The 26,554-nt window shown below is 61.2% G+C and carries 38 protein-coding genes; 27 read left to right on the forward strand and 11 right to left on the reverse strand.

From position 1 onward, the window contains the following. Positions 1-16 precede the first annotated feature (16 nt). The 23 genes from rplB (at position 17) to rplQ (ending at position 12,787) form a co-directional block, all read left to right on the forward strand. Positions 17-853 carry a 50S ribosomal protein L2 gene (rplB, locus tag M1E12_RS06155; protein WP_113462303.1) on the forward strand — a complete coding sequence of 279 codons (837 nt, stop codon included), beginning with the start codon at positions 17-19 and terminating at the stop codon, positions 851-853. 15 nt (positions 854-868) lie between these two features. Next, entirely contained in the window at positions 869-1,147 is a 279-nt protein-coding gene (gene rpsS / locus M1E12_RS06160; RefSeq protein WP_062282885.1) for a 30S ribosomal protein S19, read from the forward strand. A gap of 2 nt (positions 1,148-1,149) precedes the next feature. Next, positions 1,150-1,539, forward strand: a complete 390-nt coding sequence (gene rplV / locus M1E12_RS06165) for a 50S ribosomal protein L22 (protein ID WP_479564076.1) — start codon at positions 1,150-1,152, stop codon at positions 1,537-1,539. After that, positions 1,539-2,270, forward strand: a complete 732-nt coding sequence (gene rpsC, locus M1E12_RS06170; protein ID WP_113462301.1) for a 30S ribosomal protein S3 — start codon at positions 1,539-1,541, stop codon at positions 2,268-2,270. Before rplV ends, rpsC begins: the two co-directional genes overlap by 1 nt. Before the next feature lie 39 nt (positions 2,271-2,309). Next, positions 2,310-2,723 (forward strand): 50S ribosomal protein L16, encoded by a 414-nt coding sequence (gene rplP / locus M1E12_RS06175; protein WP_006728680.1) that lies wholly within the window; start codon positions 2,310-2,312, stop codon positions 2,721-2,723. An 11-nt stretch (positions 2,724-2,734) separates the two neighbouring features. Beyond that, positions 2,735-2,935, forward strand: coding sequence for a 50S ribosomal protein L29 (gene rpmC / locus M1E12_RS06180; protein WP_028735898.1), 201 nt, complete (start codon positions 2,735-2,737; stop codon positions 2,933-2,935). A 13-nt stretch (positions 2,936-2,948) separates the two neighbouring features. Beyond that, a complete protein-coding gene (rpsQ, locus tag M1E12_RS06185; protein ID WP_113462300.1) occupies positions 2,949-3,185 on the forward strand; it encodes a 30S ribosomal protein S17 in 237 nt (78 codons plus the stop codon). A 230-nt stretch (positions 3,186-3,415) separates the two neighbouring features. Continuing rightward, complete coding sequence (gene rplN / locus M1E12_RS06190) at positions 3,416-3,784, forward strand: 50S ribosomal protein L14 (protein WP_006728677.1); 369 nt, start codon at positions 3,416-3,418, stop codon at positions 3,782-3,784. A gap of 15 nt (positions 3,785-3,799) precedes the next feature. Then, positions 3,800-4,108, forward strand: a complete 309-nt coding sequence (gene rplX, locus M1E12_RS06195; protein WP_479564077.1) for a 50S ribosomal protein L24 — start codon at positions 3,800-3,802, stop codon at positions 4,106-4,108. Further along, a complete protein-coding gene (gene rplE / locus M1E12_RS06200) occupies positions 4,101-4,658 on the forward strand; it encodes a 50S ribosomal protein L5 (RefSeq protein WP_113462298.1) in 558 nt (185 codons plus the stop codon). Before rplX ends, rplE begins: the two co-directional genes overlap by 8 nt. A 33-nt stretch (positions 4,659-4,691) precedes the next feature. Further along, positions 4,692-4,997, forward strand: coding sequence for a 30S ribosomal protein S14 (gene rpsN / locus M1E12_RS06205; protein WP_113462297.1), 306 nt, complete (start codon positions 4,692-4,694; stop codon positions 4,995-4,997). A 12-nt stretch (positions 4,998-5,009) separates the two neighbouring features. Further along, positions 5,010-5,408, forward strand: a complete 399-nt coding sequence (gene rpsH, locus M1E12_RS06210; RefSeq protein WP_112684667.1) for a 30S ribosomal protein S8 — start codon at positions 5,010-5,012, stop codon at positions 5,406-5,408. A gap of 43 nt (positions 5,409-5,451) precedes the next feature. Next, positions 5,452-5,985 (forward strand): 50S ribosomal protein L6, encoded by a 534-nt coding sequence (rplF, locus tag M1E12_RS06215; RefSeq protein WP_113462296.1) that lies wholly within the window; start codon positions 5,452-5,454, stop codon positions 5,983-5,985. A 12-nt stretch (positions 5,986-5,997) separates the two neighbouring features. Further along, a complete protein-coding gene (gene rplR / locus M1E12_RS06220; protein WP_113462295.1) occupies positions 5,998-6,360 on the forward strand; it encodes a 50S ribosomal protein L18 in 363 nt (120 codons plus the stop codon). Positions 6,361-6,502: 142 nt separating this feature from the next. Then, positions 6,503-7,072: a 30S ribosomal protein S5 gene (gene rpsE / locus M1E12_RS06225; protein ID WP_113462294.1), complete on the forward strand. Its 570-nt coding sequence runs from the start codon at positions 6,503-6,505 to the stop codon at positions 7,070-7,072. A gap of 14 nt (positions 7,073-7,086) precedes the next feature. Continuing rightward, positions 7,087-7,296, forward strand: a complete 210-nt coding sequence (gene rpmD, locus M1E12_RS06230; protein ID WP_113462293.1) for a 50S ribosomal protein L30 — start codon at positions 7,087-7,089, stop codon at positions 7,294-7,296. Between the two features lie 16 nt (positions 7,297-7,312). Then, positions 7,313-7,792: a 50S ribosomal protein L15 gene (rplO, locus tag M1E12_RS06235; protein ID WP_113462292.1), complete on the forward strand. Its 480-nt coding sequence runs from the start codon at positions 7,313-7,315 to the stop codon at positions 7,790-7,792. Between the two features lie 241 nt (positions 7,793-8,033). Continuing rightward, positions 8,034-9,374, forward strand: a complete 1,341-nt coding sequence (gene secY / locus M1E12_RS06240; protein ID WP_113462291.1) for a preprotein translocase subunit SecY — start codon at positions 8,034-8,036, stop codon at positions 9,372-9,374. Next, positions 9,371-10,021: an adenylate kinase gene (locus M1E12_RS06245; protein ID WP_136542898.1), complete on the forward strand. Its 651-nt coding sequence runs from the start codon at positions 9,371-9,373 to the stop codon at positions 10,019-10,021. Before secY ends, M1E12_RS06245 begins: the two co-directional genes overlap by 4 nt. A gap of 232 nt (positions 10,022-10,253) precedes the next feature. After that, on the forward strand, positions 10,254-10,622 hold the full coding sequence (gene rpsM / locus M1E12_RS06250; RefSeq protein WP_113462289.1) for a 30S ribosomal protein S13: 369 nt from the start codon (positions 10,254-10,256) through the stop codon (positions 10,620-10,622). Between the two features lie 126 nt (positions 10,623-10,748). Continuing rightward, positions 10,749-11,138 (forward strand): 30S ribosomal protein S11, encoded by a 390-nt coding sequence (gene rpsK / locus M1E12_RS06255; protein ID WP_112641742.1) that lies wholly within the window; start codon positions 10,749-10,751, stop codon positions 11,136-11,138. 100 nt (positions 11,139-11,238) lie between these two features. Then, positions 11,239-12,249, forward strand: coding sequence for a DNA-directed RNA polymerase subunit alpha (locus tag M1E12_RS06260; protein ID WP_006728661.1), 1,011 nt, complete (start codon positions 11,239-11,241; stop codon positions 12,247-12,249). A gap of 115 nt (positions 12,250-12,364) precedes the next feature. Continuing rightward, positions 12,365-12,787, forward strand: a complete 423-nt coding sequence (gene rplQ, locus M1E12_RS06265; RefSeq protein WP_479564078.1) for a 50S ribosomal protein L17 — start codon at positions 12,365-12,367, stop codon at positions 12,785-12,787. A 63-nt stretch (positions 12,788-12,850) separates the two neighbouring features. Here rplQ and M1E12_RS06270 read toward each other — a convergent pair whose 3' ends face one another. The 4 genes from M1E12_RS06270 to M1E12_RS06285 all read right to left on the reverse strand — a co-directional run bounded on the left by M1E12_RS06270 (position 12,851) and on the right by M1E12_RS06285 (position 16,093). Next, the gene (locus M1E12_RS06270) at positions 12,851-14,224 is read right to left on the reverse strand and encodes an RNA polymerase sigma factor (RefSeq protein WP_479564079.1); all 1,374 of its coding nucleotides are present in this window, start codon (positions 14,222-14,224) and stop codon (positions 12,851-12,853) included. A gap of 11 nt (positions 14,225-14,235) precedes the next feature. Next, positions 14,236-14,664: a VOC family protein gene (locus M1E12_RS06275; RefSeq protein WP_479564080.1), complete on the reverse strand. Its 429-nt coding sequence runs from the start codon at positions 14,662-14,664 to the stop codon at positions 14,236-14,238. A gap of 6 nt (positions 14,665-14,670) precedes the next feature. Continuing rightward, the gene (locus M1E12_RS06280; protein WP_136542896.1) at positions 14,671-15,108 is read right to left on the reverse strand and encodes a YciI family protein; all 438 of its coding nucleotides are present in this window, start codon (positions 15,106-15,108) and stop codon (positions 14,671-14,673) included. A 112-nt stretch (positions 15,109-15,220) separates the two neighbouring features. Continuing rightward, on the reverse strand, positions 15,221-16,093 hold the full coding sequence (locus M1E12_RS06285) for a DUF817 domain-containing protein (RefSeq protein WP_479564081.1): 873 nt from the start codon (positions 16,091-16,093) through the stop codon (positions 15,221-15,223). 49 nt (positions 16,094-16,142) lie between these two features. Here M1E12_RS06285 and M1E12_RS06290 point away from each other — a divergent pair, with 49 nt between their 5' ends. Then, positions 16,143-16,565: a ribosomal maturation YjgA family protein gene (locus tag M1E12_RS06290; RefSeq protein WP_479564082.1), complete on the forward strand. Its 423-nt coding sequence runs from the start codon at positions 16,143-16,145 to the stop codon at positions 16,563-16,565. On the opposite strand, the gene msrQ is transcribed toward M1E12_RS06290, so the two are convergent. The 3 genes from msrQ to M1E12_RS06305 all read right to left on the reverse strand — a co-directional run bounded on the left by msrQ (position 16,562) and on the right by M1E12_RS06305 (position 18,920). Further along, on the reverse strand, positions 16,562-17,209 hold the full coding sequence (gene msrQ, locus M1E12_RS06295) for a protein-methionine-sulfoxide reductase heme-binding subunit MsrQ (RefSeq protein WP_479564836.1): 648 nt from the start codon (positions 17,207-17,209) through the stop codon (positions 16,562-16,564). The genes M1E12_RS06290 and msrQ overlap by 4 nt on opposite strands. Further along, positions 17,206-18,156: a protein-methionine-sulfoxide reductase catalytic subunit MsrP gene (gene msrP, locus M1E12_RS06300; RefSeq protein WP_479564083.1), complete on the reverse strand. Its 951-nt coding sequence runs from the start codon at positions 18,154-18,156 to the stop codon at positions 17,206-17,208. Before msrP ends, msrQ begins: the two co-directional genes overlap by 4 nt. 158 nt (positions 18,157-18,314) lie before the next feature. After that, positions 18,315-18,920 (reverse strand): thermonuclease family protein, encoded by a 606-nt coding sequence (locus M1E12_RS06305; protein ID WP_479564084.1) that lies wholly within the window; start codon positions 18,918-18,920, stop codon positions 18,315-18,317. 229 nt (positions 18,921-19,149) lie between these two features. Here M1E12_RS06305 and ilvD point away from each other — a divergent pair, with 229 nt between their 5' ends. Both ilvD and M1E12_RS06315 read left to right on the forward strand, forming a co-directional pair. Further along, entirely contained in the window at positions 19,150-20,985 is a 1,836-nt protein-coding gene (ilvD, locus tag M1E12_RS06310) for a dihydroxy-acid dehydratase (RefSeq protein ID WP_479564085.1), read from the forward strand. A gap of 121 nt (positions 20,986-21,106) precedes the next feature. Beyond that, positions 21,107-22,201 (forward strand): acyltransferase family protein, encoded by a 1,095-nt coding sequence (locus M1E12_RS06315; RefSeq protein WP_479564086.1) that lies wholly within the window; start codon positions 21,107-21,109, stop codon positions 22,199-22,201. Positions 22,202-22,224: 23 nt separating this feature from the next. Here the strand turns inward: M1E12_RS06315 and M1E12_RS06320 are convergent, their stop codons facing one another. After that, on the reverse strand, positions 22,225-22,989 hold the full coding sequence (locus M1E12_RS06320; protein ID WP_479564087.1) for a class II aldolase/adducin family protein: 765 nt from the start codon (positions 22,987-22,989) through the stop codon (positions 22,225-22,227). After that, entirely contained in the window at positions 22,986-24,122 is a 1,137-nt protein-coding gene (locus M1E12_RS06325; RefSeq protein ID WP_479564088.1) for a TauD/TfdA family dioxygenase, read from the reverse strand. Before M1E12_RS06325 ends, M1E12_RS06320 begins: the two co-directional genes overlap by 4 nt. Before the next feature lie 118 nt (positions 24,123-24,240). Here M1E12_RS06325 and M1E12_RS06330 point away from each other — a divergent pair, with 118 nt between their 5' ends. Beyond that, the gene (locus tag M1E12_RS06330) at positions 24,241-25,140 is read left to right on the forward strand and encodes a LysR family transcriptional regulator (RefSeq protein ID WP_479564089.1); all 900 of its coding nucleotides are present in this window, start codon (positions 24,241-24,243) and stop codon (positions 25,138-25,140) included. A gap of 60 nt (positions 25,141-25,200) precedes the next feature. Here the strand turns inward: M1E12_RS06330 and M1E12_RS06335 are convergent, their stop codons facing one another. Both M1E12_RS06335 and M1E12_RS06340 read right to left on the reverse strand, forming a co-directional pair. Further along, the gene (locus tag M1E12_RS06335; RefSeq protein ID WP_479564837.1) at positions 25,201-25,839 is read right to left on the reverse strand and encodes a glutathione S-transferase family protein; all 639 of its coding nucleotides are present in this window, start codon (positions 25,837-25,839) and stop codon (positions 25,201-25,203) included. Positions 25,840-26,059: 220 nt separating this feature from the next. Continuing rightward, positions 26,060-26,458 carry a lysozyme inhibitor LprI family protein gene (locus tag M1E12_RS06340; RefSeq protein ID WP_479564090.1) on the reverse strand — a complete coding sequence of 133 codons (399 nt, stop codon included), beginning with the start codon at positions 26,456-26,458 and terminating at the stop codon, positions 26,060-26,062. Between the last annotated feature and the right edge of the window lie 96 nt (positions 26,459-26,554).

The raw sequence follows: 26,554 nt of genomic DNA on the forward strand, positions 1-26,554 counted from the left end.
GTAGGGAACAAGAACAATGGCATTGAAAAGCTACAATCCGACGACCCCGAGCCAGCGTCAGCTGGTCATCGTCGACCGCTCTGGCCTCTGGAAGGGCAAGCCGGTCAAGGCGCTGACGGAAGGTCTCACCAAGAGCGGTGGTCGTAACAACTACGGTCGCATCACCGCCCGCTTCATCGGTGGCGGTCACAAGCGCACCTATCGTCTGGTCGACTTCAAGCGTCGCAAGTTCGACGTCGAAGGCACCGTAGAGCGCCTGGAATACGACCCGAACCGTTCGGCCTTCATCGCTCTCGTGACCTACACGGACGGCGAGCAGGCCTACATCCTGGCACCGCAGCGCATCGCTGCCGGTGACAAGGTCATCGCCTCTGAAAAGGCCGTCGACGTAAAGCCGGGCAACACCATGCCCCTGCAGTACATCCCGGTTGGTTCGATCGTTCACAACGTCGAAATGAAGCCCGGCAAGGGCGGTCAGATCGCACGTTCGGCTGGCACTTATGTCCAGCTCGTCGGCCGCGATGCCGGCATGGCGATCCTGCGCCTGAACTCGGGTGAGCAGCGTCTGGTCCCGGGCTCGTGCCTGGCCACCATCGGCGCCGTTTCCAACCCGGATCACGGCAACACCAACGACGGCAAGGCTGGTCGCACCCGTTGGCGCGGCAAGACCCCGCATAACCGCGGTGTCGTCATGAACCCGGTCGACCACCCGCACGGTGGTGGTGAAGGCCGCACCTCCGGTGGTCGTCACCCGGTTTCCCCGTGGGGCAAGCCCACCAAGGGCAAGCGGACTCGCTCGAACAAGTCGACCGACAAGTTCATCATGCGCTCGCGCCACCTGAAGAAGAAGTAAGAGAGGTAGTCAGAAATGGCTCGTTCAGTATGGAAAGGCCCGTTCGTCGACGGCTATCTTCTCAAGAAGGCTGAGAAGGTTCGCGAAGGCGGCCGCAGTGAAGTAATCAAGATGTGGAGCCGTCGCTCCACCATCCTGCCGCAGTTCGTAGGTCTGACCTTCGGCGTCTACAACGGCAGCAAGCATGTGCCCGTCTCTGTCAACGAAGACATGGTCGGCCACAAGTTCGGTGAATTCGCTCCCACCCGGACCTACTACGGTCACGGTGCGGACAAGAAGGCGAAGAGGAAGTAACAATGGGCAAGGCAAAAGCCGAACGCCGGCTGAAAGACAACGAAGCGCAGGCAGTCGCCCGCACGATCCGCGTCAGCCCCCAGAAGCTCAACCTGATTGCCGCGCTCATCCGCGGCAAGAAGGTCGAGCGCGCTCTCGCTGACCTGGAATTCTCCCGCAAGCGCATCGCCGGCACCGTTCGCAAGACGCTCGAGTCTGCGATCGCCAATGCCGAAAACAACCATGATCTCGACGTCGATCAGCTGATCGTCGCCGAGGCCTATGTTGGCAAGTCGATCACCATGAAGCGTTTCCACGCTCGTGGCCGCGGCCGCGCATCGCGCATCGAAAAGCCGTTCTCGCACCTCACCATCGTTGTGCGCGAAGTCGAAGCCAAAGGGGAGGCCGCATAATGGGTCAGAAAATCAATCCGATTGGCTTCCGCCTCGGGATCAACCGCACCTGGGATAGCCGCTGGTTCGCCGACAACGCCGAATACGGCAAGCTGCTCCACGAAGACCTGAAGATCCGCAAGTATCTGATGGACGAGCTGAAGCAGGCCGGTATCGCCAAGGTCGTCATCGAGCGTCCGCACAAGAAGTGCCGCGTCACGATCCACTCGGCTCGCCCGGGTCTGATCATCGGCAAGAAGGGTGCAGACATCGAGAAGCTTCGCAAGAAGATCTCGTCGATGACGAACTCGGAAACCCACCTCAACATCGTTGAAGTGCGCAAGCCGGAAATCGACGCAACGCTCGTTGCCCAGTCGATCACCCAGCAGCTCGAGCGTCGTATCGCATTCCGTCGCGCCATGAAGCGCGCCGTTCAGTCGGCCATGCGTCTCGGTGCCGAAGGCATCAAGATCACTTGCGCCGGCCGTCTCGGTGGTGCTGAAATCGCTCGTACCGAATGGTACCGCGAAGGTCGCGTGCCGCTCCACACCCTGCGTGCAGACATCGATTACGGTACGGCTGAAGCCGAAACCGCATACGGCATCTGCGGCGTGAAGGTCTGGATCTTCAAGGGCGAAATCCTCGAGCACGATCCGATGGCATCGGAACGCCGTGCACTCGAGGGCGATGCCCAGGGTCCCGCAAGCCGTGAACGCGGTGATCGTGGCGACCGTCGCCGCGAGAACGCTTGATTGAACGCTGGCGAAAGATAAGCTCGGAGAAGTAAGAAAATGTTGCAGCCAAAGCGTACAAAGTACCGCAAGCAGTTCAAGGGCCGCATCAAGGGCGTCGCCAAGGGCGGTTTTGATCTGGCATTCGGTGAATTCGGCCTGAAGGCTCTGGAACCGAACCGCGTGAACGCTCGCGAAATTGAAGCAGCCCGTCGTGCGATCACCCGCTATATGAAGCGTGCTGGTCGCGTGTGGATCCGCGTATTCCCTGACGTTCCGGTCACGGCAAAGCCGACCGAAGTTCGTATGGGTAAGGGTAAGGGTTCGGTCGAATACTGGGCATGCAAGGTCAAGCCTGGTCGTATCATGTTCGAGATCGACGGCGTATCGGAAGAGATCGCGCGCGAGGCCCTTCGCCTCGGTTCCGCCAAGCTCTCTGTCACGACGCGCTTCGTACAGCGCATTGCAGAGTGAGGAACAAGTCGATGAAAGCCGCAGACGTACGCGCCATGAGCGCCGACCAGCTGAACGACGAGCTTGCGAAGCTGAAGAAGGAGCAGTTCAACCTGCGCTTCCAGAAGGCCACCGGCCAGCTCGAGAAGTCTTCCCGCATTCAGGAAGTTCGTCGTGACATCGCACGCGTGAAAACCATTGCCCGCCAGAAGGCGGCAGAAGCCAAGGCCTAAGGACCAGAAGAATATGCCGAAACGCATTCTGCAGGGCGTAGTTGTCAGCGACAAGAACGACAAGACTGTCGTTGTTCGCGTTGAGCGTCGATTTGCCCACCCGCTGCTTCAGAAGACCGTTCGCCGGTCCAAGAAGTACAAGGCACATGACGAAACCAACCAGTACAAGACCGGTGACGTCGTCTCCATCCAGGAGTGTGCACCGATCTCCAAGGACAAGCGCTGGACGGTAATTTCCGCCCAGGCTTAATTTACGGACTTGCTGCGCAAGGGCTTGCACCTTGCGCAGAAATCTGTATGAAGCAGGCCACTGGCTGAGAACGCTCGGAATCGGGCGTTCTTTTTGCTTTGAGCGCACGGAAGGTCCCGTATGGGAAACCACCCTGTATTTGTCTTCCCGCGCACATCAGAAATTTATCATAAGCCCGGATAGGGGGCCTCGGCCCAACCGTTCGGGTTACAACAAGAAGGCGACCTGACATGATTCAGATGCAGACTAACCTCGACGTGGCGGATAATTCCGGCGCACGTCGTGTCATGTGCATCAAGGTGCTGGGCGGTTCCAAGCGCAAGTACGCTTCGATCGGCGACATCATTGTCGTTTCGATCAAGGAAGCGATCCCGCGCGGCCGCGTGAAGAAGGGTGACGTGATGAAGGCGGTTGTCGTTCGCACCGCCAAGGACATCCGTCGCGCCGACGGCAGCGTCATTCGATTCGATAACAACGCAGCCGTTCTTATCGACAACAAGAAAGAGCCGATCGGCACCCGTATCTTCGGACCGGTTCCGCGCGAACTTCGCGCCAAGAACCACATGAAGATCATCTCGCTGGCTCCGGAAGTACTGTAAGGGGAGCGACGAGCGATGAACAAGATTCGTAAGGGCGACAAGGTCGTCGTACTCGCTGGCAAGGACAAGGGCCGTTCGGGCGAAGTCCTCCAGGTCCTGCCGAAGGAAGACCGTGCGGTCGTCCGTGGCATCAATGTTGTCAAGCGCCACCAGCGCCAGACGCAGACCGCGGAAGCCGGCATCATCAGCAAGGAAGCTTCGATCCATCTGTCGAACATCGCGATGGCCGACAAGGACGGCAAGCCGACCCGCGTCGGTTTCAAGGTCGTTGACGGCAAGAAGGTTCGTGTAGCCAAGCGTTCGGGAGAAGTGATCGATGGCTGAGGCAAAGTATGAGCCGCGGCTCAAGGCCGAATACGTAAACCGCATTCGCAAGGCTATGCAGGAGCAGTTCTCCTACGCCAACGAAATGCAGATCCCGAAGCTCGACAAGATCGTGATCAACATGGGCGTGGGTGAGGCAACTGCCGACTCCAAGAAGCCTTCCGTTGCAGCGGCTGACCTTGCAGCGATCGCCGGCCAGAAGCCGGTTGTCACCAAGGCCCGCAACTCGATCGCTGGCTTCAAGGTCCGCGAAAACATGCCGATCGGCGCAAAGGTCACCCTGCGCGGCGCCCGCATGTACGAGTTCCTGGACCGCCTGGTCAACATCGCGCTTCCGCGCGTTCGCGACTTCCGCGGCCTGAACCCGAAGTCCTTCGACGGCCGTGGCAACTTCGCCATGGGCATCAAGGAGCACATTGTGTTCCCGGAGATCAACTACGACAAGGTTGATCAGATGTGGGGCATGGACATCATCGTTTGCACGACGGCGACCAACGACGACGAAGCTCGGGCTCTTCTGAAAGAGTTCAACTTCCCGTTCCGTCAGTAACCGTAACGACGAGCGTAGAAGAGGAACTTCGATATGGCGAAGACAAGCGCAGTTGAAAAGAACAAGCGCCGCCGCAAGATTGCCGCGAGCCAGGCCGCAAAGCGTGCCGGCCTGAAGGCGATCATCATGAACCAGGCTCTTCCGATTGAAGAGCGGTTCAAGGCTACCCTGAAGCTGGCAGAACTGCCGCGCGACGGCTCCAAGACCCGTATTCGCAACCGTTGCGAAGTCACCGGTCGTCCGCGTGCATTCTACCGCAAGCTTGGAATGTCGCGTATCGCGCTTCGCGAGCTTGGCAACACCGGCAAGGTGCCGGGCGTTGTGAAGTCGAGCTGGTAAGGAGACGCCAATATGACGATGACTGATCCGTTGGGCGATATGCTCACCCGTATCCGGAATGGCGCAGCTCGCCGCAAGAGCTCCGTTTCCACTCCGGCCTCCAAGCTCCGTGCCCGCGTTCTCGACGTTCTGCAGGCCGAGGGTTACATCCGTGGCTACAGCCAGGTCGATTACGGCAATGGCAAGTCTGAACTCACGATCGAACTGAAGTACTACGAAGGTGCTTCGGTCATCCGCGAGATCGGCCGCGTATCCAAGCCGGGCCGCCGAGTTTATGTCTCGGTCAAGTCCATCCCGCAGGTCGCGAACGGCCTCGGCATCACCATCCTTTCGACTCCGAAGGGCGTGATGGCCGATCACCAGGCTCGCGAACAGAACGTTGGTGGTGAGGTACTCTGCTCCGTCTTCTAAGACGGGCAGGGGATCTCCATAGCGAACAGACAGGATAAAAACTATGTCTCGTATCGGTAAGAAGCCCGTTCCGGTTCCGGCTGGTGTGACTGCCGCCGTCGATGGCCAGAAGGTCACGGCGAAGGGCCCGAAGGGTGAACTTTTCTTCGTCGCGAATGACGAAATCTCCGTGAAGCTCGAAGACAACGCCGTTGTCGTACAGCCGAACAACGACTCCAAGGATGCTCGTTCGAAGTGGGGCATGTCCCGCACGATGATCGAGAACATCTTCAAGGGTGTTAAGGACGGTTACGAGCGCAAGCTCGAAATCAACGGCGTTGGTTACCGTGCGTCGCTCCAGGGCAAGAACCTGCAGCTCGCACTCGGCTTCAGCCACGACGTCGTGTATGAGCCGCCGGTCGGTATCTCGATCGCTGTTCCGAAGCCGACCGAAATCATCGTGTCCGGCATCAACAAGCAGCAGGTCGGCCAGGTCGCCGCCGAGATCCGCGAATATCGCGGTCCGGAGCCCTACAAGGGCAAGGGCGTCAAGTATGCCGAAGAGCGGATCGTCCGCAAAGAAGGCAAGAAGAAGTAAGGATCGCGCGAAATGGCAAGCAGAAAAGAAGCACTTGTTCGCCGTGCGAACCGCGTACGGCGTCAGATCAAGGCGGTGGCAAATGGCCGTCCGCGTCTGTCGGTACATCGCTCTTCGAAGAACATCTACGCTCAGATCATCGACGACGTTGCTGGCAAGACCCTTGCCGCTGCTTCGACGCTCGATGGTGGCCTGAAGGGCGAGCTCAAGACCGGCGCCGACATCGCAGCAGCAGCTGCCGTTGGCAAGCTGGTCGCCGAGCGTGCCGTCAAGGCTGGCGTGAAGGAAGTCGTCTTCGACCGTGGCGCCTTCATCTATCATGGCCGCATCAAGGCTCTCGCCGAAGCGGCTCGTGAAGGTGGTCTGACCTTCTAAAATGAATTTCCACCCGGGCTTGCGTTCGGGTGGATTTCCGGCTTTAAGCCGGTCACACCGGATTCCACCTTGACCCGCAAGGGCAGGGTGGAACTTTGCGTAATCTGCCGATTGCACCCGGAAAAGAAAAAGGAAAAGGACAATGGCACAAGAAAAGCGTGGTTCGCGGGATGACCGTCAGAACCGTGAAGAGCGCGATAGCGAGTTTGTCGACAAGCTGGTCGCCATCAACCGCGTCGCCAAGGTCGTCAAGGGCGGCCGTCGTTTCGGCTTCGCAGCCCTCGTCGTCGTCGGCGACCAGAAGGGTCGTGTAGGCTTCGGCCATGGCAAGGCACGTGAAGTGCCGGAAGCCATCCGCAAGGCTACCGAAGCTGCCAAGCGCGACATGATTTTCGTTCCCCTGCGTGATGGCCGTACGCTGCATCACGACGTCAACGGCCGTCACGGCGCCGGCAAGGTTCTCCTTCGCTCCGCCAAGGCCGGTACCGGTATCATCGCCGGTGGTCCGATGCGCGCCGTCTTCGAGACGCTCGGCATGTCGGACGTCGTCGCCAAGTCGACCGGTTCGTCGAACCCCTACAACATGGTTCGCGCAACCTTCGACGCGCTGAAGGCTCAGGTGCATCCGAAGGACATCGCTGCTCAGCGTGGCCTGAAGTATGCCACCCTCCAGGCTCGCCGCGCTGCCTCTGGCAACGCTGCTGAAGAATAAGAGGAGTCTGAACCATGGCTAAGGCTACGAAGAAGACTGAAGCAAAGACGATCACGATCGAGCAGATCGGTTCGCCCATTCGCCGTCCGGAAGTGCAGCGCAAGACGCTCATCGGTCTGGGCCTCAACAAGATGCACCGGGTCCGCACCCTGGAGGACACTCCTTCGGTTCGCGGCATGATCCGTGCTGTCCAGCATCTCGTTCGCGTCGTCGACGAGAAGTGAGACGGGGGAAGTCATCATGAAACTGAATGAAATCAAAGACAACGAAGGCGCCTCCAAGGAACGTATCCGCGTAGGTCGCGGTATCGGCTCCGGCAAGGGCAAGACCGGTGGTCGCGGTGTGAAGGGTCAGAAGGCTCGTTCCGGCGTTGCCATCAACGGCTTCGAAGGCGGCCAGATGCCGATCTATCGTCGCCTGCCGAAGCGCGGCTTCAACAACATCTTCGCTTCTGAATACGTCACCGTATCGCTCGGCCGTATCCAGACCGCGATCGATGCTGGCAAGCTCGACGCCAAGGCAACGGTTGACGCCGCTTCGCTCAAGGCAGCCGGCGTGATCCGCCGCGCCAAGGACGGCGTTCGCGTCCTGTCCGACGGCGAACTGAAGGCCAAGCTCACGATCGAAGTTGCCGGCGCCTCCAAGGCCGCCGTCGAGAAGATCGAAAAGGCTGGCGGTTCCATCAAGCTGCTCGAAGCAGCCAAGGAAGCCGCTGAATAAGTGAAAGACAATCGCCCGGGGTGCTTCACACCGGGCGATTTTGCTCCCATATGTGAGCCTCACGATCCCAGGACGGAATGGACGTCGTTTTGTCCTCCGGGTCATCTGGAAAACAAGGGTGTGAGGCATGCGGTTGCGTCGCAACTTCTCTCCGCGCCCTGTTTTCTGAAAAAACAGTTTGAACGAATAGCCTCCGGTACTGACGGTTTCTCGTCACCGGTTTAGGTTGGCGGAGAATTCTATGGCTTCTGCAGCGGAACAACTGGCCTCGAACCTGAACTTCTCGACTTTCGCCAAGGCGGAAGATCTGAAGAAGCGTCTGTGGTTCACCCTGGCCGCATTGCTGGTCTATCGCCTCGGCACGCATATTCCGCTGCCCGGCCTCAATCCGGAGGCCTATGCCGCCGCCTTCCAGGGCCAGTCCGGTGGTATCCTCGGTCTCTTCAACATGTTTGCCGGCGGCGCCGTCGAGCGCATGGCGATCTTCGCGCTGGGCATCATGCCCTACATCTCCGCGTCGATCATCGTGCAGCTGATGACGTCCGTCGTCCCCGCCCTCGAGCAGCTCAAGAAAGAGGGCGAGCAGGGCCGTAAGATCATCAACCAGTACACCCGCTACGGGACCGTGCTGCTCGGCACGCTCCAGGCTTACGGCATCGCCATCGGCCTGGAATCGGGCCAGGGCATCGTTGCCGATCCGGGCTGGTTCTTCCGCATCTCCACCGTCCTGACGCTGCTCGGCGGCACCATGTTCCTGATGTGGCTCGGTGAGCAGATCACCTCGCGCGGTATCGGCAACGGCATTTCGCTGATCATCTTCGCCGGCATCGCCGCTGGTCTCCCGACCGCCGTTGCCCATACGCTGGAGCTCGGCCGTACCGGTGCGCTTTCCACGCTGCTGATTCTCACCGTCATCGTCGTTGCCATCGCCGTCATCGCGCTGATCGTCTTCGTTGAGCGTGCCCAGCGCCGGCTTCTGATCCAGTATCCGAAGCGCCAGGTCGGCAACCGCATGTTCCAGGGCGACACCTCGCACCTGCCGCTGAAGCTCAACACCGCAGGCGTCATCCCGGCAATCTTCGCGTCCTCGCTGCTGCTCCTGCCCGCAACGGCAGCCGGCTTCACCGGCAACCAGGCCCTGCCGGGCTGGGCGACGACCATCATTGCTTCGCTCCAGCACGGCCACCCGGTCTACATGCTGCTCTACGGTGCGCTGATCGCCTTCTTCGCCTTCTTCTACACGGCTATCGTCTTCAATCCGAAGGACACGGCCGACAACCTGAAGAAGCACGGCGGCTTCATCCCGGGCATCCGCCCCGGCGACCGCACGGCCGAATACATCGACTACGTCCTGACACGCATCACCGTGGTCGGCGCTATCTATCTCGTTTTCGTCTGCGTACTGCCTGAAATCCTCATCGCGCGCACCGGGATCCCATTAGCCCTTGGTGGTACTTCGCTTTTGATTGTTGTCAGCGTCACCCTTGATACTGTAGCACAGATTCAGGGACACCTGATTGCCCAGCAATACGAGGGTCTGATCAAGAAGTCGAAGTTGCGTGGAGGAAAGAGGGGACGATGAGACTGATTCTGTTAGGACCGCCGGGCGCGGGGAAGGGGACCCAGGCCCAGCGGATCGTGGAGAAGCACGGCATCCCGCAGCTCTCCACCGGTGATATGCTTCGTGCGGCGGTTGCCGCCGGCACGGAGGTCGGCAAGCGCGCCAAGGCTGTCATGGACGCCGGCAAGCTCGTTTCCGACGAGATCGTCATCGCCATCGTTTCCGAGCGCATCGATGCGCCCGACTGCGCCAATGGCTTCATCCTCGATGGTTTCCCGCGCACGCTCGTGCAGGCCGATGCCACTGAGGCCATGCTGTCCGGCAAGAACCTCGATCTGTCGGCGGTCGTCGAGATCCGCGTCGACGACGAGATCCTCGCGGATCGAATCGCCGGTCGTTACACCTGCGCCAACTGCGGTGCGGGTTACCACGACGAAAACTTGAAGCCGAAGGTGGAAGGCGTCTGCGACAAGTGTGGTTCGACCCACTTCAAGCGTCGTCCGGACGACAATCGCGAGACCGTCCGTACTCGCCTGCAGGCCTACTACAAGGAAACCTCGCCGCTGATCGGTTATTACCACGCCAAGGGTAAGCTGCATTCGGTCGACGGCATGGGCGAGATCGATGCCGTCACCGGCGAGATCGAAGCCATCCTCGCCAAGCTCTAAAGGCCTGGCAGTCCCAAGAATCTTCGCGGGGTCGGTTGCTTTTGTCGATCGATTCCGTTAAAGACCGCGCCAACTCGCGACATGACTGCGATCGGCGCGTTCTTCCAAAACGCTGGGAGACCGGGTTCGATCGTTTTGGTTTGTCGAGAACCCGATTTGTAATTGCGGTCCCTTTGGGCCGTGTAACGAGACACGACTTGCCGGATGGCAACTGGAAGCAAGGAGAATAGGCGTGGCACGTATCGCTGGCGTCAACATCCCGACTGCGAAGCGCGTTGTTATCGCGCTGACCTATATTCACGGGATCGGCCCGAAGTTCGCATCGGAAATCATGGAGAAGGTCGGTCTTCCGGCTGACAAGCGCGTTCACCAGCTGACCGACGCTGAAGTCCTCCAGATCCGCGAAACCATCGACCGCGATTACCAGGTTGAAGGTGACCTGCGTCGCGAAACCGCGATGAACATCAAGCGTCTGATGGATCTCGGCTGCTACCGTGGCCTGCGCCATCGTCGTGGTCTGCCGGTTCGCGGTCAGCGCACGCACACCAACGCCCGCACTCGCAAGGGTCCGGCGAAGGCGATCGCTGGTAAGAAGAAGTAATTTGCAGGCAATAGGTCTTGGGCAGGAGGCAGTAGGGATCCCTTACTGCCTCCTGCCTACTGCCTATTGGCTTCAAGGTGGAGCCGCTGGAACTACGGCGGCGAAGAGATCAAGAAAGGTAAGACCATGGCCAAGGAAGCCGCACGCGTCCGCCGTCGCGAACGCAAGAATATCTCGTCGGGCGTAGCCCACGTCAACTCGACCTTCAACAACACGATGATCACCATCACCGACGCTCAGGGCAACGCAATTGCCTGGTCGTCTGCTGGTGCCAAGGGCTTCAAGGGTTCGCGTAAGTCGACCCCGTTTGCTGCCCAGATCGCTGCTGAAGACTGCGCCAAGAAGGCTCAGGAACACGGCATGAAGTCTCTCGAAGTGGAAGTTTGCGGTCCGGGTTCGGGTCGTGAATCCGCTTTGCGCGCCCTCCAGGCTGCCGGCTTCATGATCACGTCCATCCGCGACGTGACCCCGATCCCGCACAATGGCTGCCGTCCGCGCAAGAAGCGTCGCGTCTGATCGTTCTTCGTTTTGCCGGCCAGGCGTTTTCACGCCTAGCCGGTGCTTCTCATATTCGGCCGTCACGATTGAATGGTGATGGCGAACGGAAGGTAAAATCATGATTCAGAAGAATTGGCAGGAACTGATCAAGCCGAACAAGGTGGAATTCTCCTCCTCCGGCCGCACCAAGGCGACCCTCGTTGCCGAGCCGCTCGAGCGTGGCTTCGGTCTGACGCTGGGCAACGCTCTGCGTCGCGTTCTCCTGTCGTCGCTTCGTGGTGCAGCTGTCACGGCTGTCCAGATCGACGGCGTTCTGCACGAGTTCTCGTCTATCCCGGGCGTTCGTGAAGATGTCACCGACATCGTCCTGAACATCAAGGAAATCGCCATCAAGATGGACGGCGACGATGCCAAGCGCATGGTTGTCCGCAAGCAGGGTCCAGGCGTTGTTACCGCCGGTGACATCCAGACGGTCGGCGACATCGAGATCCTGAACCCCAACCACGTGATCTGCACCCTCGACGAGGGCGCCGAGATCCGCATGGAGTTCACGGTCAACAACGGCAAGGGTTACGTCCCGGCCGAGCGCAACCGCGCGGAAGATGCTCCGATCGGCCTCATCCCGGTCGACAGCCTCTACTCGCCGGTCAAGAAGGTGTCCTACAAGGTTGAAAACACCCGCGAGGGCCAGGTTCTCGACTACGACAAGCTGCTGATGACCATCGAGACCGATGGCTCCGTCACCGGTGAGGACGCTGTCGCATTTGCCGCCCGCATCCTCCAGGACCAGCTCGGCGTCTTCGTCAACTTCGACGAGCCGCAGAAGGAAGCCGAAGAGGAAGCTGTCACCGAGCTCGCCTTCAACCCGGCGCTGCTCAAGAAGGTCGACGAGCTGGAGCTTTCGGTCCGCTCGGCAAACTGCCTGAAGAACGACAACATCGTTTACATCGGCGATCTGATCCAGAAGACCGAGGCAGAAATGCTGCGCACGCCGAACTTCGGCCGCAAGTCGCTGAACGAAATCAAGGAAGTTCTCGCTTCCATGGGCCTGCACCTCGGTATGGAAGTACCGGCATGGCCGCCCGAGAACATCGAAGATCTCGCCAAGCGCTACGAAGACCAGTACTGAAAAAGATAAAGGCAGGGCCGTCTCTGCCTTTTCCAGTCAAACTGCGGGTGAATGCCCGTATGTGTCAGGAAACGGCAGCCTCTGAGACAGAGCCTGCACTCAAAGGAGAATAGCAATGCGCCACCAGAAAGCCGGCCGCAAGCTGAACCGTACTGCCAGCCACCGTAAGGCGATGTTCGCCAACATGGCTGCCTCGCTCATCACCCATGAGCAGATCGTCACCACGCTCCCGAAGGCGAAGGAAATTCGCCCGATCGTCGAGAAGCTGGTCACTCTCGGCAAGCGCGGCGACCTGCACGCTCGTCGTCAGGCCATCTCGCAGATCAAGGACGTCGATGCCGTCAAGAAGCTCTTCGACGCCATCGCAACGCGCTACGCCACCCGCAACGGCGGCTACCTGCGCATCATGAAGGCCGGTTTCCGCCAGGGCGACAACGCCGCCATGGCTGTCATCGAGTTCGTCGAGCGCGACGTTGACGCCAAGGGCGCAGTCGACAAGGCCCGCGTCGCCGCTGAAGCCGAAGCTGAAGCTGCGTAAGTTTCCTCCCGTAAGGGAAGGATGAAAAAGGCCGGGTGAGCGATCACCCGGCTTTTTTGTTTGTCATGACTCGGGAGATCGGGCGGCCCTCAGAGCCTTACCGCATTCCTCGACCCTCCCCATCAGAAACGCCCGTTCCACCGCATTGTCGCTTAAACCGGCCGCCCGTTCGAACGCCTCCCGCGCCTCGGCCATGCGCTGAAGCCGCATCAGAAAATCCCCCTTCGCGGCATGGAACGGCGGATGGGCCGCCAGTTGCGGTGCATCCTCGATCTCCGCCAGCAGCATCAACCCCGCCTCCGGCCCGAACGCCATCGCATGGGCCACCGCGCGGTTCAGCGCGACCACGGGCGAGGGGACACGGTCCAGCAGCCGGTCGTACAGTTCGGCACTCCGACCCCAGTCCGTATCCTCGAACCGCGCCGCCCGCGCATGCACGGCCGCAAGGGCCGCCTGCAGCGCATAGACCCCGTCTACACCATCGAGCCGCTTGACGCTCTCCAGTCCGTCCAATCCGCGCTGGATCAGCAATCTGTCCCAAAGTCTTCGGTTCTGTGTCTCGAGCGTCAGCGCACTGCCATCCGCTGCCACCCGTGCCTTGAAGCGCGAGGCCTGCAGCTCCATCAGTGCGAGAAGCCCATGCGCCTCCGGCTCCTGGGACGCAAGGCCGACAAGAATGCGGCCGAGCCGCATCGCCTCCTGGCAGAGCTGCGGCCGGACGAGGTCGTCGCCTCGGCTTGCGGCATAACCTTCGTTGAAGATCAGATAGATCACCTCCAGCACCGAGGCGAGGCGGGCATCGCGCTCTGCCCCGACCGGCACCTCGAAGCTTATGCCCGCGTCCCGCAGCACCTTCTTGGCCCTGACAATGCGCTGCGCCACCGTCGTCTCCTGCGTCAGGAAGGCGCGGGCGATTTCCTCCGTCGTCAGCCCGCCGATGATCTTCAGCGTCAGCGCCGTGCGCTGGTCGCGGGAGAGAAGCGGATGGCAAGCGGTGAAGATCAGCGACAGCCGCTCGTCGCCGATCGCGTCATCGAGGGACGCCTCGATCGCGGCATGGTCGCTCGCCCGTCCCGTCTCGATGTCGTGCGAGAGTGCTGCCTCGTGCCGCGCCATCATCCGGCGGCGCCGCCACAGATCCACGGCGCGCCGCTTTGCCGTGGTCATCAGCCAGCCGCCGGGATTGGGCGGCGTGCCCTTCTCAGGCCAGGTGGCCAGTGCAGCGACCAGCGCATCCTGCGCCAGTTCTTCCGCCAGGCTGATATCGCCCACATGTTTGGCGAGCCCGGCAATCAGCCGGACCCGCTCCATTCTGAAGATCGTCTCGACGTCTTGCGCCGCGCGGTTATCCGTTTGGGGCAACGAGGAAGTTTCGATCGCCTGTCCATCCCGTGTCATGAGCCGGAGTATGGACTTGGCCGCCGCGCGGTCAACCATCGGCATCGCCCTCAGGCGTCGACACCGGTCGTGTCGCCGGCAGCTGCGGCAGGGTCCATCCAGAAGATCTCCCAGACATGCCCGTCGGGGTCCTCGACCGACCGGCTCCACATGAAGCCGTGATCCTGCGGCGGGTTCGGATCCGGCCGGCCCCCTGCGGCAGTGGCTGCATTCAGCACCCGGTCAACATCCGCATGCGCCTCGACGGTCAGCGCCAGCAACACCTGGCTGGTCGCCTTGGCGTCTGCGATGGGCCGCTTCGTGAAGCTGCCGTAATAGTCGTGCGTGAGGATCATGACGCCGATCGTGTCGCACAGCATCATGCAGGCCGCATTCTCGTTGGAAAACTGCGGGTTCTTCGTCGCCCCCAGCGCCTCGTAAAAGCGGGTCGAGGCATTGAGGTCGGTGACCGGCAGGTTGATGAAGATCATCTTGCTCATCGGCGCTCAGCCCTTGTTCTTCTGCTGCGCGGCCAGACCTTCTGCTGCGCGATCATGGCTCGCCTGACCCTCGGGCGTGGCGATCTCGGCGAAATCCTCCATCTCGTAGAAGGGGCGGATCTCGATCTCGCTCGGTCCCATCATCGGGTTGGGGCAGCGTTTCACCCAGGCAACGGCCTCGTCCATGTCCTTCACCTCCCAGATCCAGTAGCCGGCCACCAGCTCCCGCGTCTCGGCGAAGGGTCCGTCGATCACCCGGCGATCCGGTCCGTCGAAGGCCACGCGCTTGCCCATCTTGGATGGCTTCAGTCCGTCGCCCGAAAGCATGATGCCGGCCTGCACCAGTTCCTCGTTGAACTTGCCCATGTCCTCGAACAGCTTCGGCGGCGGCATGATGCCTTCTTCGCTGTCTTCCGTCGCCTTCACCATAACCATCACACGCATGTCTCTTCTCCTCTCGTTTTCCGGACCGCACCGGCGATCCTGCCTCCGCAACGAGTGAGCTAAACCGATTTCGACACGGCATGCGAAAAAAATCTTTCGCCGCCCGTTTATCTCATCTCGGAATGTGGATCGTCGCCCGGATATGTTTGAGCGAAGCGACGATGGTGAAGGTCATGATGACCAGCAGCGTCCAGGAACTCCACTTGCCCAGATGCACGGTCGACCAGGCGCCGAGCTGGTTCGGGTAGTGCCAGATGGCAAAGAAGGTGGAGATGTTCTCGGCCACCCAGATGAAGAAGCCGATCAGGATGAAGGCGAGGAGCATCGGCATCTGCCGGTTCCGGTCGAAGGGCCGGAAGATCACGGTCGTGCGCGCATAAAGCCCGATGGCGAGCGCCGCGAGATACCAGCGGTAATCGCCGATATAGTGGTGGGTGAAGAAATTGAGATAGATCGCCAGCGCCACCAGGGTTGCCATCCAGTAGGGCGGATGATGCCGGATGCGCACGTCGAGCAGGCGCCAGGCCTGGATGATGTAGCTGCCGACGGCGGCATACATGAAGCCGGAAAACAAGGGCACGCCGAGGAGCTTGGTATAGGCGAAGTCCTGATAGGTCCAGGAGGGATTGGCGCCCGAGGTCTTGAAGGCTTCCAGCACGAAGCCGACGACATGGAAGAGGCAGATCGCCTTCAACTCGTCCATCGTCTCGAGCTTGGTCCAGACCATCCAGATCTGGATGGCAAGCGCAATGATGAGGAGCACATCATAGCGCGGAATGCCGAACAGGCCCGTGCGCGGCACGGCAAAGATCGAGACGAAGAAAAGCCCGGCAAAGAGGCATGCGCGGGCTTCCTTGATGCCGAACATGACGAACTCTACGACGAAGCGCCTGAAGCCGGTCAGTTCCGGGTGCGGCGCGTTTTCGATCAGCCGTCGATCGAGCGCACTCAGGATATCCTTGCGTCCCTCCGCCACCAGTGTCATCCGCACGCCCCGCTGTTGCATTCCGTTGCAACCTCAGTACTAAGCGCTGATGGACGAAATCAAGGCATCGACGTCACTGCGTATGCGCCGATTGGCGATCGCGCTCGTCATCATCCTCTGCGGGGCGGCCTTGCGGCTCGGCGGCTACGATATCGGACTGCCCTATTTTCTGGTGAAATACGGTGGCTCGACGCTGTGGGGCGCGATGGTCTTCTTCCTGTTCGCCACGCTGCTGCACCGCCAGTCGATCGGCCGTCTCGCGGTCTTGTCCCTCGTGTCGGCGGCGCTGGTCGAATTCAGCCGTCTCTACCACACCCCCTGGCTCGACGACTTCCGCCTGACGCTGGCTGGCGCTCTGCTCTTGGGGCGCATCTTCTCCTGGTGGAATATCCTGGCCTATGCCGCAGGCATTGCGCTGGCCGCAGGCTTGGAGCGCCGACATCTCGCCCGCACGGGTTCGCTCAAGGCCTAGCGGTCAGCGCCTGCCATGCGTTTGGCCCGCCGCCGCTCCATGATTTTCGGCCGCACGAGGCGATAGCCAAGCACCAGAAGTGTCACGACGATGTAGAAGCTGACTTCGGCGTCGAGAACCTTCAGCGACAGCGCATAATGCAGCACCGCGACGATCAGGACCGGATAGACCAGCTTGTGCAGCTTGTTCCAGCGCTGTCCAAGCCGGCGGATCGACCACTGGTTCGAGGTCAGCGCCAGCGGGATCAGCATGACCAGCCCCGCCATGCCCAGCATGATATAGGGCCGCTTCAGGATGTCGCCGGCGATCGACGACAGGATCAGGCCCCGGTCGAGCGTGAGATAGACGGCGAAGTGGGCCAGCACGTAATAGAAGGCCAGAAGCCCGAGCGCGCGGCGGTAGGCAATGAGATTGATGCCGAACAGATCGCGCAGCGGCGTAATGACCAGGCCGATGCAGAGGAACCGGAGCGCCCAGAGCCCGAGGAGATGCTCGAACGCCCGCACTGGATCGGCCCCGAGCCCGCCGAAGATCCCGAGATAGAAGGCATAGAGACCGGGCATAAGCCCGACTGCATAGAGCGCCCAGATCGACGCCGGCTTGTAGCGGGCGGGCAGGGCAGGAAGTGCAAGAGTGGCCATCAGTAGAACTTCGTCAGGTCCATGCCCTCGTAGAGGCTCGCCACTTCATCGGCATAGCCGTTGAACGGCAGCGTGTCGATGCGCGCGCCTCCGAACAGGCCGTCCGCTTCGCCGATCCGCCGCTCGGTCGCCTGGCTCCAGCGCGGATGGTCGACCTCCGGATTGACATTGGCATAGAAGCCGTATTCCGACGGCTGCAGCCGGTTCCAGGTGGACGGCGGCTCCTGTTCGGTGAGCGTGATCTTGACGATCGACTTGATGCCCTTGAAGCCATACTTCCACGGCACGACGAGCCGGATCGGCGCGCCGTTCTGGTTCGGCAGCGTCTCTCCGTAAAGACCCGTCGCCAGGATTGCCAGCGGATGGCGCGCCTCGTCGAGCCTCAGCCCTTCGACATAGGGCCATTCCAGCGCCTGGAAGATGCCTGCCTGGCCCTGCATCTCTTCTGGACGAACCAGCGTCTCGAAGGCGACGTATTTTGCCGATCCGAGTGGCTCGACCCGATCGAGCAGCGCCGAAAGCGGGAAGCCGATCCAGGGGATCACCATCGACCAGGCCTCGACGCAGCGCATCCGGTAGACGCGCTCCTCCATCGGGATTTCCTTCATGATCGTCTCGATGTCGATCACCTGCGGCTTGGCAACCAGGCCGCCCACCTCGATGGTCCAGGGGCGCGTGGTCAGCGAACCGGCATTGCGTGCCGGATCTTCCTTGCCCGTGCCGAACTCATAGAAGTTGTTGTATGTGGTGACGTCTTCCTTCGAGGTCAGCTTTTCATCGAGGGTGTATTTGCTCGGCTGCGCAGCAAGCGGCGCCGCAAAGGCATGATGTCCGAGCCCGACGGCGGCCACACCACCTGCCGCAACGCCCATGAACTGCCGTCGCTTGAGATAGAGCGACTTCGGGGTAATCTCGGAACTGGCAATCTTCGGCGGATGGTAGACGGGCATGGCGCACCTCTTCAGGCTCTCTGTGTCTCTCTAAGATAGATGACGTGCGCTCAGAGACCAGAGTTTCAGTGCCGGGAAATGAAGCCTGACAGGAACAATTTCGTGTAGGGCGCGGGCGGGCCGCGGCTGTAAGAAACCACCGTTTTCAGCGACGTGGGTCAGCCGCACCAGTTGAGCTTCTGTCCTTCCCAGCGATGAGCAAGCCCGCGGGCGATCAGGTCCTCGCCGACCGAGCGTCCGTCCTGCAGCACCACCCGCAGCTTTCGTCCGTATTGATCGACATCGCGCCGTTCGCGGCGCTCCATGGTCAGCCCGCCGCCGTTCAGGGTCTGCAGAAGCGCCACCTGCGCCTCCATCCCGAGACGCCGCTCGCGCTCGCATTCCGGACGGCCGATCTCCGGCGTGTTGATGTCGGAGATCCGATATTTCACTGCCCGGTACCAGAAGGTGTCGCCATCGACGACGCAATTGATCCGCTGAGCGCCGGAACAGGTCACGAAGCGACCCTCGATCGGCTCAGGATGTGGGGCAACGGCCCCGGTGATGCTGTAGTCGATCAATTTGTTTCCCGCTGGCACAACCAGGTAGGAATAGGGAAGTTTATCGAAATGAATGACGGCGAGGACGCCGAGGCCGCCATAAAAGATGACGCGGCGCATCTTGTAGAGCACCTTGAACGGGCTCCAGCGCGGCGCGGGCTCGGGATTGAGCTTCTGACGGGCATCCTTCAGCAAGATCACGCGGGCAGGTTTGCGGGTCATCATGACGCCTCCTTCCGCGGTAAATTCTAATAAACACGTCTTGCCGCAGGCTTAAGCCGATCACTAAAATGCGAACCAATTTACGCCCTCCGTGAGGTCAAGGCGTACCGATTTGCCCTTGGATGCTAGTGACAGGTGAGGGCGCTTGGCTTAGACCAGTTCCAAAATGGCCGCCTTGCCTTGGCGCCGAGGGTGCAGGCATGACGGCGAACAAGCCATCGAGGTGACACCCATGCCCGCCTATCGTTCGAGAACCACCACCCACGGCCGCAACATGGCCGGTGCCCGCGGCCTCTGGCGCGCGACCGGCATGAAGGACGGCGATTTCGGCAAGCCGATCATCGCGGTCGTCAACTCCTTCACCCAGTTCGTCCCCGGCCACGTCCACCTGAAGGACCTGGGCCAGCTCGTTGCCCGCGAAATCGAAGCCGCCGGCGGTGTGGCCAAGGAATTCAACACCATCGCTGTCGATGACGGCATCGCCATGGGCCATGACGGCATGCTCTATTCGCTGCCGTCGCGCGAGATCATCTCCGACTCGGTCGAATACATGGTCAACGCCCATTGCGCCGACGCCATGGTCTGCATCTCCAACTGCGACAAGATCACGCCCGGCATGCTGTCCGCTGCCATGCGCCTCAACATCCCCGCCGTCTTCGTTTCTGGCGGGCCGATGGAAGCCGGCAAGGCGATCCTGCAGGGCCGCAAGGTCGCCCTCGACCTCGTCGACGCCATGGTTGCCGCAGCCGACGACAAGATCTCCGACGCCGATGTCGACGAGATTGAAAAAGCCGCCTGTCCGACTTGCGGCTCCTGCTCGGGCATGTTCACCGCCAATTCGATGAACTGCCTGACCGAGGCCCTCGGCCTGTCGCTGCCGGGCAACGGCTCGACGCTCGCAACCCATGCCGACCGCAAGCGCCTCTTCGTCGAAGCCGGCCACCTGATCGTCGACATCACCCGCCGCTACTACGAGCAGGACGACGAAAGCGTTCTGCCGCGCAACATTGCCTCCAAGGCTGCCTTTGAAAACGCCATGGCCCTCGACATCGCCATGGGCGGCTCGACCAATACCGTCCTGCACATCCTGGCAGCAGCCCATGAAGGCGGCATCGATTTCACCATGGACGATATCGATCGCCTGTCGCGCAAGGTGCCGTGCCTGTCGAAGGTGGCTCCCGCCAAGCAGGACGTGCACATGGAAGACGTCCACCGCGCCGGCGGCATCATGCGCATCCTCGGCGAACTCGACCGCGGCGGCCTGATCAACCGCGATTGCCCGACCGTGCATGCCGAAACCATCGGCCACGCCATCGACCGCTGGGACATCACCCGCACCAATTCCGAAACCGTTCGCGAATTCTTCAAGGCAGCTCCGGGTGGCGTTCGCACCACCCAAGCCTTCTCGCAGGCCTCGCGCTGGGATGAACTCGACACCGACGGCGAAACCGGCGTCATCCGCTCGGTCGAACATCCCTTCTCCAAGGATGGTGGTCTCGCCGTTCTGAAGGGCAATATCGCGCTCGACGGCTGCATCGTGAAGACGGCTGGCGTCGATGAATCGATCCTGAAGTTCAAGGGCCCGGCCCGCGTCTTCGAAAGTCAGGACGCAGCCGTCAAGGCTATCCTGTCGAACCACATCGTCGCCGGCGACGTCGTCGTCATCCGCTACGAAGGTCCGAAGGGCGGCCCCGGCATGCAGGAAATGCTCTATCCGACGAGCTATTTGAAGTCGAAGGGCCTCGGCAAGGCCTGCGCTTTGGTCACCGACGGCCGCTTCTCCGGCGGCACCTCGGGCCTCTCGATCGGCCACGCCTCGCCGGAAGCCGCCCAGGGCGGCGCGATCGGTCTCGTCCGCGAAGGCGATCTGATCGATATCGACATCCCGAACCGCACGATCAACCTCGTCGTCGACCCGGCCGAACTGGAGCGCCGCCGCGCCGAACAGGACAAGCTCGGCTGGCAGCCCGCCGAAAAGCGCAAGCGCAATGTCACGACCGCGCTCAAAGCCTACGCCGCGTTTGCGTCCTCGGCTGACAAGGGCGCCGTCCGCCAGCTGCCGGAATAAGGCTTCGACATACGGCAACCCGTCGGCATCACCGACGGGTTGCCGTTAACCACCTCTCCACGTTGAACTTTCGAAAATCCGCTCGTTTGAATATATCGCCTGGATACCCGGGGGATGGTTCATGACAGCGAGCGGCGTAAATCCTAGCAGCGAGAGACTGGCTTTTCTCGATGGATGGCGCGGGCTGGCCATTCTGTCCGTGATGATCGGGCATTTCTTCCCGGTGCCGGGCCTCGAGTTCGGTTCATTCGGGGTCGAACTCTTCTTCGTCCTTTCCGGCAGGCTGATGGCCGAGATCCTGTTCGTTCGCAAACTGGACGCCCTGGAGTTCCTCCGTCGCCGCTTTTCGCGCATCTACCCGGCCCTGCTTGTTTTCGTATCCTGCGTCAGCATTCCGGCCCTGCTGAGCGTCGAATTGATGCACACACGCGAGCCGCTGGCAGAGATACCTGACATCGTCGCGGCGCTCACTTTCACCTCAAGCTATCTCGAGCTGTTCTACGACCGCGGCCTGGTGTTCGCCCATACTTGGTCGCTCTCGGTCGAGGAAAACAGCTATCTCGTCCTGCTGGCGCTTGCCTGGTTCACCCGTCGCAAGACGCGGCTGGCGATGTACTGCATGATCGGAGCTGCAATCCTGTGCGTGGCAAACGGCGTGATTTCGAGCGAGTATTTCGGCCAGCGCGAAGAACTGGTCTATTGGCGCACCGATGTCCGCATTGCCTCGATCCTAATCTCCGCCTCGACGTTTCTTGCGATCCGCGAGTTTGACCTCAGGCGCTTCATGCACCCGGCAATCACCGTGCTAGCCCTGCCTTTGGCGCTGATGATGTTTGCCGAGCAGACCCCCGGTTACATCAAATATGGAGCAGCGACGCTTCTGCTGGCCTGGAGTGTCAACGCGCTCGACGTGTCTCCGAAACTGGTAAGGGAGGCGCTTTCGTTCCGGCCGCTGGCATCTCTCGGGCTCGTCAGCTATTCGCTCTATCTTTGGCAGCAGCCATTTTATGTTGCAGCTGGCCGGTTCCGGGACATGGGGCTGATCTACGTCTTCGTGCTTGTCATGGCCGCCCTGTGCTGTGCCATCGGGAGCTATCTGTTTATCGAAGGGCCGGCGCGCAGGTTCATCAACGGCATCGATCTTCGCCGGTATCGCCTGAGGCAGCCATCCACAGGAACCGTCGAATGGTCCGGCAACGAGCCGACCAGCCGCTGACCGATAGGGGCTGACGTTTAACCTCAATCCCGGTAGCTCGGGTCTTCCTTGTCCAGGCACGACTTCAAATACGCAAAATGCTTCGCCGCCATGCCGCGATAGGGGATCCAGCCATCAGACGTGCCTTGCGCAATTTCATCCGAGAGCACCGCCAGCGGCTTGCCGGTCGAAAGCGCCAGGATCATGGTCTGTGCGGCCTTCTCGAAGAAGTAGAGGTCCTCGAAGGCATCCGCCACCGTTTCGCCGGCAACCGAGACACCGTGATTGCCCATGACCAGAACCGCCTTGTCGCGGATCATCTCCGCCAGCCGCTCGCCTTCCTCCGCCGCGTCGGCGATCCCGCCGAAGGAGAGGTCATAGCCGATCCGCCCGAAGAAGCGTGCGGTGTTGTTGTCGAGCGGCAGAAGCGTCGGATCCTTGAGGCAGGAAAGCGCCACCGCATAGGGCGAGTGGCAATGCAGGATCACCCGCGCCTCCGGCAACATCCGGTGCAGCGTGCCATGCACGGTCCAAGCCGATGGGTCGGGGGCATTCGGCCGGTTCATGACATCGGGATCATCGGCATCGAGCAGCAGCAGATCGCTCGCCTTGACCGTAGCAAAATGCTGCCAGCGCGGATTGAGCAGGAATTTCCGCCCATTCGCCGAGACCGCTGCGCTGAAATGATTGCCGACTGACTCGCTCCAGCCGAAGCGATGGCAAAGCCTGAAGGCGGCGGCGAGATCTTGACGCAGCGTGGTCAGCGCCGCATCGTCGAGCATGTCGTTTCCGGAAGCCGCGATATTCATGCCTTGAACCGTCCTTCCGTCGTCAGCGCCCGATAGGTCGAACGCATCTCCTCGCGATCGGCGTAACAGCCGCGCAGATAACGATCACCGCTGGTCGCCGAATAGGCCATGCGCCCATGCACGATCCGGTGATTGTCGAACACCATGCATTCGCCCGCCTTCATCAGGAAGCGCATCATGAACTTGTCGTCCTGCAGCATTTTGCCGAAGCGGCAGAAGGCCGGATAATAGTCGTCGAGCACGGTCTGCGGCAGGTCGAAGAGATCGGCCATGTGCTGGCTGATCGTCAGCCCCGAGACCTCGCCATGTTTGTCGAGCTCGATCACCCGCTGCCTCGAGCGCATGTCGTAAGTGTCGTGTTCGCAATAAAAGGGAATGTCGATTTCCGACAGCAGCTTAAACCCCTCGGGGTCGATCTCCCGGAAGGCATTGGCCACCGCCACACCATCCGAATAGATGCTCATGCCGCCCTCGACGGTGTTTGCCCGGCAATGCAGAAACTGGATGCCCGGCGCATGTTCTTCCGCCGGCGTGTCGGTATGCAGCTCCAGCGCCTTCGCCGTATAGGCCGTGTTGGTCGGATTGATATGCGTCTTCACGTCGAAATACTCGCCGAAGAAGGTCGGCCGCACATGGCCCATCAGCTTGACCGTCTCGGTCAGCCCTTCATTGCTGTCGGGCATGTCGGTCACGATCGTCAGCCCCTCGACGATCATGGCCTCCAGCCATTCGGCAACCTTTTTCGGGTCGCGCAGCAGCTCCGGCTGCGAGAAACGGGGAATGTCGGGATAGTGGTCGCTGAACCAGGCCTTGCGCGGCAGATCGGCCGGATCCGGGCGATGTCTGCCCTCGGTATAGAGCGCCAGCAGCGACAGCGGAAACCGCGACACATGGTTTTCGCCCGCCCAGCGAATGATGAGCGCATCACACTCGATATCCGCACTCGCAGCCCGCGGTGCCTCCGACAGATGGAAGATGTCGAAGCTGCGCTCGCGCGTCTTGGTGTCGAAGGAGCTGGGGCAGTTATCGCGCAGCCAGTAGTAATTGAAATAGGCCTGTCTGCCATCGGCAAGTGGCAGATGCAGGCCCTTCTCGGCGAGTGTCACGGCCCCGGTCGCAACATGGATGTTCATCGCGGTTTTTCCTTAAGTCTGGCTGGCGAGAGAGCGGATCGGATTTGACGATCATCATCCCACTTCTCAGGGGAAAACAGAGGGATTATGCTTATGCTGAGTTAAGCTGGAGATTAAGTTGAGCCGCCTGCCGCCCCTGCGCCTGCTGACCACCTTCGAGGCCGTCGCCCGGCTCGGCTCGATGCGCGAGGCGGCAAGCGCCTTGAACGTCACCCAGCCCGCCGTCACCCAGGCGCTGAAGGCGCTCGAAGATCATGTCGGCGCCATCCTGATCGACCGCTCGACCCGGCCGGCACGGCTCACAGAAACCGGCCAGCAACTGGCGCGCGCCACCCGCGACGGTCTCGACCTGATCGCCGACACGATCGAGGAGATCCGCACCAGCACCGGCCTCGAAGACCAGGGCCTGACCGTTGCCTGCACCATGGGTTTCGCCACACATTGGCTGATGCCGCGGCTGAGCGGTTTCTACGCGGAAAATCCCGGCCTCTTCGTCAATGTCCAGGTCCCGCCGACCGACCTGCCGCAGATCTGGCCGGGCACCGATCTCGTCCTGCGCTACGGCCGGGGCACCTGGAAGGATGGCGAGACGCTGCGCCTGTTCGACGAGACGATCTGCCCTGTTGGCCGCCCGGCCCTGGTCGAGAGCCTGCTGGCAAAAGGCGAGGGGCTGGAGACCGCGCCGCTCATCCATGTCCGCACGGTCGAGGCGCGCCACTGGGAAGGCTGGGCCGACTATCTCGCCCGTCGCGGCCTGCCGAAATCCCGCGGACGGTCCCACATCTTCGACAACTACGTTCAGGCCGTACAGGCCGCGCTCGATGGCCGGGGCCTGATGCTCGGCTGGCATTCGATCACCGACCATCTCGTCGCCGACGGCAGCCTCAAATCCTGGCCCGACGGTGCGCTCGATCTCGGCACCGCCTACTTCGCCACGGTGGCCCCTGCGGCGGCAAAGCGTGGGGCGGTCAAGGCTTTCGTGACGTGGCTAGGGCAGGGGACGGAGAGCTCCAGGTGATGATTCGGCAAAAAATAGGTAGTTAGGCAAATAGGACAATAGCGGGGTTTAGAGGTCGCCTTACGGAGTGGGCCGCGTCTCTCGAAAACTGTCGAGCGCCGCCACCCTCTGCCACCAGTCACCGAGGTTGCGGTGTTCCGCAAACATCTCGCGCACCTCCGGGACCTCGAGCCCATAATCGATCATCGGCGCCAGATAGAGATCGGCCAGCGTGAGCGCGTCTCCACACATCCACCGCTGCCCGGCAAGCATACCGGCGAGCACAGCGAGAGAAGTCCGGGTAATGCGGCGCGCATTCTCCACGCGCATCTGGTCGGGAGTTTCCCCGCGCTTTGGCTTTTCGATGCATTCGACATAGAGCCCCCAGACCACCTGCGGATACACATAGCCATCGGCAATGCTGACGATCTGGTTCATCCGGGCGCGTGTTTTGGCATCGGTCGGCTGAAGCGCCGGTCCGTCGAAAGCCTCGTCGACATAGCGGGTTATGGCCCCGGTCTCATAGAGCTGGAATCCATTATGGTCGAAGGCCGGGATCTTGCCAAAGGGATGTCGTGCCAGGTGCGCGTCGGATATTCCATCTTCCGCGAAAACGTCGACCGGCACCAATTCATGCGCCACGCCCTTCTGCGTAAGCGCAAGTTGGGCGATCCGGACGTAAACGCTGTAATCCGCTCCATACAGAACCGGTGGTGTCATTCCTTTTCCTGCTTGCAGAAGTAGGGTCTTGAGCAGCCCCACAAGAACAGAAGCCAGCAATTCACGCAACAACACCACCAACCTGATCTACTGTTGCCTGTGAGAGCTTCTGGCTCAACTGCCGAACACATGGTTCGTCATCCTGCCAAAAAGCCGGGCGCGATAGCGGCCCGGCTTGTCTCGAATACTGGGGGTCACAGTGCGGCCGTTCGGCAATTCGCTAATTGGATTGCGTTGTCTGCCCCTGCGTTTCGGTCATCTTGATGACCTCGCCGACAGCGCTTCGAAGCTCGGCCATGCGGCTCGCATAGGCGGCGGCGAGGCAGTCGAGATTGCCGCCGCATTCGCCGCGCTGTTCGAGCCACTTGACCTGGGCCGTTTCCAGCTCGCCGCGGCTGCCCATCGGCAGGATTTCGCGGACCAATTCGAACGTGGTGACCATGCGCACGTCCATGTCGTTGAGATCGATATTCTGGCAGATCGCCGCCTCGTCCGCGGCAAGGCCCGGCGTGCGGCAATCGAAACTCGCAGCCTGGGCTGGCTGGGGCAGGGTGGTGACAACCGGAGCGGCGAGGGCGAAGACGGCGAGGCCGAAGATGGTGGATTTGGTTCGGGACATGATCGGTCTCCTTTCCTGATGCTGGACCAACGGTCTTCCAGCGCCAAACGTTCCGCGACGCGTGAACGGCAAAATCCTCACGATGCGGTGAGCACG

The organism is Rhizobium sp. K33, from assembly GCF_056501445.1.